This window comes from Mycobacterium sp. MAC_080597_8934, assembly GCF_000523975.1.
Lineage (GTDB): Bacteria > Actinomycetota > Actinomycetes > Mycobacteriales > Mycobacteriaceae > Mycobacterium > Mycobacterium avium.
In genome coordinates, this window is record NZ_JAOS01000020.1 from 1 (window position 1) to 4033 (window position 4033).

Genomic DNA, 4033 nt, shown 5'->3' on the forward strand with positions numbered 1-4033 from the left:
CGCACGGTCACGTCCCGTGGAGTGGTGTAAGAGCGGTCGCGTGTCCGCGTGTGGCTCTGTGGTAGCCACTATGCCGTGAGAGCGGCTGTGGGGGCAATGGTTTCGGCACTTTGGTCACTGACGTCGAGCAGAGCGAGGCTGGTCTCGGAGAGGTAGCGCTTGTCGGCGACCTGCCATTCGTCGTGGGCCTCAACGAGTACCGAGCCGGCCAGCCGTAACAGCGCGGCGGGGTTGGGGAACACGCCGACGACGTCGGTGCGGCGTTTGATTTCCTTGTTCAATCGCTCCATTATCCGGCCCTCGGGGGCGGGTCAACCCGTCGGGGTGGGATGTTCATCGATCGAGGCGCTGGAGGTGGTCGGTAAGGGCGTGGGCGACGCGGTCGTGGCGGGCGGCTTCGTCGGTCCAGCCGCGGCACTCGGCGTCGGTTCTGAGGGCCTGGACGTCGGCGAGTTGGTCGGTGAGCGTGTCGCGGAATTCGGGGGCGGTGACGTAGTTGTCGCAGGTTTCGCAGATGTTGGCATAAGGGCACGCGCCCGCGGATTCGTGGCGAGCGCAGTATCCGTGTGCAACGCGGGTTTTCAGCATTTCACTGTGCAGCCAGCCGACCTTGTCGGGCAGGATCGGTTTGCCGACCGGGGTGAGGGTGAACTGGCGGCGCATCTTGCCCATCGCTTCGTCGTAGGCCGCGCGCAGGGTGGGCGAGGCCAGGGTGGCGTAGCGGATCGTCATTTGTGGAGTGACGTGCCCGAGTAAGGACATCAAGGCCTGCAGACTCATCCCGGCGTTGGCGAGTTCGGTGGCCCAGGTGTGGCGCAACTGATGTGGAGTGACCATCAGGACGCCGCCGTCGGGACGGTGCAACCCGGCGGATTCAGCGGCGGTGAGCAGCCCGTTGCGCAGCCGGGTGTAGCCCAGGCGGCGTCCGTGCCGGGTGAACAGAAAGTCGGTGAGCACGCCGGTGCGTGGGTGCGGCAGCGGCCGGTGCGTGCCGCGGAGGGCGACCCACTCGTCGAGCGCGGCGAGGGTCGCGGCGGAGAGCGGGACCATGCGTTCGGTGGCGAGCTTGCCCAGTGGCACCTTCAGCCAGGTTCCGGCCGGTCCGTAGTCGATGATGCTGCCCAGTTCGAGGTCGAGCAGTTCCCCCGCCCGCAGGCCGGCACCACGCAGCACGGTCAGGCCGATGCGGGCGAACGGATCCTGCAGGTGGGCAACGGCGTTCATCACTGCCGCGTCCACATCGGGTGCTAGCGCGCGTGGCAACGGCTGGTCGAGTTTGGGGACGTCGGCGGCGAATACCAACCGCCGTGGTGGGGCCTGCGCCCAGCCCCAGGCGGTGATGTCGTCGAGCAGGTTGCGCAGACTGAGCACTGCCGACTGGGCCACCGCGGCCGAGACGGTGCGCCCGGCGCCCGCGGCGGCGCGCTGACCACGCCAGCCCCGGGTGCGATTCCATTTCAGGTAGCCCTCGATGCAGCTCCGGTCGAGTTCACGCAGGCTGATGACGTCGGGATGGTGAGCGGTGAGGTATTCGGCGAAGGGCAGCAGGTCGTTGATCAGCGACTCGACCGATTTGGGCCGCAGCACCGCCGCGCGCACGCCGATGTAGCGCAGCAACGTCTGACGGATCGGGTCGGGCATCTCCACCTCGGTGAAGCGCTGCTCGAGGCTACGGGCCCACCGCCGGCGTTTCGGCGCGGTGTCGATGACCGCGGTCTCGAACAACAGCTGCCGCAGGCTGGCCAGCCGCCCCCTGTATGCCCGCCGCGACGATGGCGGCACCACGGTACGTGACAGCGCGGCGTCGAAGTCGTCGAGCGCGTCGCCGGTCAGGTCGGCGACCATTCCGCCGTGGTGTGCCAGCACTACCGCCAGACATTCGCCGAGGACCGTCTCGACCCAGGAACTCCTCCAGCCCAACCGAATTCCCGCATTCCGCAACGCGGCGAATCCGCTCGGATCCCGGTCCTCCACTGCGCGGCCCAGCCCGGTCAACTGTTTGACCGCGGCCAGCTCGACGTCCAGCCGTAACCGGCCGGTGCCGATCGTGTGACAGATCAGCGGCCACGCCCCGGTGTCCCGTATCTCGGCGATCCGCTCGGCTGCCGGCAGCGTCATCCAGGCGTGCAGGTCGCGGTGGCGTGCGGTGAAGTCGCGAGCGATCCGAATCCGGTCGCGTACCGCCCGCCCGCTCAAACCCAGGGTGGCGACGTGGTCGAGATAATCCGCCACCACCTCGTCGGCGCCTACGGGTTGGCCGACCAACACCGTGGTCACTGCCGGGCTCCGGCCAACGTCGCACGAGCAGCACCGTATTCGGCGGCGAGCTGCTCGATCGACAAATGCACGTAGCGGGCCGTGGTCTCCGGCGAGACATGCCCCATCAACGCCCGCAACGCCAGCAGATCGATTCCGGCCGCCGACAATTCGGTGCCGTAGGTATGCCGTAAACGGTGCGGGCGGACTCTTGTGGCGCCAGAGGTCTCCCGGTGCCGACGGAACAGGCTGCGCAGCCCGGCCTCGCTGACCGGTGCACCGGTCGTCGGGCCGCGCAGCACTACGAAGCACTGCGGCGTCGCCAACCCCGGCGGCCGCTCCCATCGCAGGTAGGCGGCGAGCTCGGTGAAGAACGCCGCATCGACCGGGACATGACGTTCCTTGCCGCCCTTGCCGATCACCCGAAGCCGGCGCCGGCCCATATCGACGTCGGCGAGCAGCAGGCCACGCGCCTCGGCCGAACGCAGCCCTCCGAGTAGCATCACCAGCACCATCGCCCGGTCCCGGTGCGTTGCCAGTGTCGCCAGGAACGCGTCGACATCGTTGGTGGACAACGATTCCGGAAGACGCTGCGGCTGACGCACCAACCTACCGCCACTGCGTGCACGCCGGGACCCAGATGACCGAGCAACCCCGCTGCGACTGGCGCAGCCCCTGTCCCCGCCGCGGCGACGGCACCGGATTGTCGGTGCAGACACCGGTCATCACCAGATACTCGAATAACGCGCGCACTGCCGCGACCCGGCGGTTCACCGTCGAAGCTGCCGGCGGGGTCGACGAGCGGTGACCGCCGGTGGCTGGTCCGTTCGGCGGACGCCTTGCCAGTCGATCCAGTCGAACACCAACGGCGCATCGACCGCGGCGAGCCCGACCGCTTGCTGGACGAGGACCGGCTCAAATTGGCGACGTCGAATGCGTAGGCCCGCACCGTGGCCGCGCTGAACCCCCGTCCCGCCAAATGGTTGAGAAACGCGTTCACCGCGTCCTGCCCGTCCCAGTCGCCCTCCAGGACATATCCGCTGTCGCTCTTGAGTACCCGCATCGCCGCTCCGCCTTCCCCCACCGAGATGCAGACAGCATCCATCCGTGCTCAGCGCTTGTGCGTGAACCTCACGCTGCAGCCCGAACCGTGTCCCCGGAGAGCCGGTTAACGGATAGTGGGTTGGTTGACCAGATCTTTTTCCAGTGGGCCACCGGGAAGTCGGCGAAGGCGGTGATGTCGGCGGCGGCCTCGCGCAACATGGTTTCGACCTTGGGGAACTGGCGGCCGAGCATGCCGGCGATGGTGTCGAGTTGTTCGCGCACGTGCTCGGCGTCTGGCTGGGCGAAGACGGTGCGGATCGCGGCGGCGACCATCTCTGCGGAGCCCTTGGGCACTTGGGCGAGCACGTTGCGCAGGAAGTGCACTCGACACCGCTGCCAGGCGGCCCCGATCAGCACGGCGTCAATGGCACTGCGCAGTCCGGCATGGGCATCGGAGATGACCAGTTGGACTCCGGCCAGACCGCGGGATTTCAACGACCGCAAAAACGCGGTCCAGAACGCCCCGTCCTCGGAGTCTCCGACCTCAAAGCCCAGTACCTCGCGGCGCCCGTCAGCGGCCACCCCGGTGGCGATGACCACCGCCTGCGACACCACCCGATGATTCACCCGGGCCTTGCAGTAGGTGGCGTCGAGGAAGACATACGGAAAGCGCTGATCACCCAACGGCCGGTCCCGGAAGGCCGCGACCTCGGTGTCGAGGTCTTTGCAGATC

The 4033-nt window shown here is 68.0% G+C and carries 3 protein-coding genes and 2 pseudogenes; all 5 read right to left on the reverse strand.

Going from position 1 to position 4033, the window contains the following annotated elements; translation table 11 throughout:
• Window positions 1–68: 68 nt before the first annotated feature.
• Window positions 69–290, reverse strand: a pseudogene (locus NF20_RS11670) (transposase); the annotation flags it as partial.
• Window positions 291–333: 43 nt separating this feature from the next.
• Complete coding sequence (locus NF20_RS11675) at window positions 334–2277, reverse strand: tyrosine-type recombinase/integrase (RefSeq protein WP_007172497.1); 1944 nt, start codon at window positions 2275–2277, stop codon at window positions 334–336.
• Entirely contained in the window at window positions 2274–2831 is a 558-nt protein-coding gene (locus tag NF20_RS28160) for a tyrosine-type recombinase/integrase (RefSeq protein ID WP_050594239.1), read from the reverse strand. Before NF20_RS28160 ends, NF20_RS11675 begins: the two co-directional genes overlap by 4 nt.
• A 34-nt stretch (window positions 2832–2865) precedes the next feature.
• Window positions 2866–3030, reverse strand: coding sequence for a hypothetical protein (locus NF20_RS28165; protein ID WP_255343457.1), 165 nt, complete (start codon window positions 3028–3030; stop codon window positions 2866–2868).
• 402 nt (window positions 3031–3432) lie between these two features.
• Window positions 3433–4033 (reverse strand): annotated as a pseudogene (locus NF20_RS11685) (IS256-like element IS1245 family transposase); the annotation flags it as partial.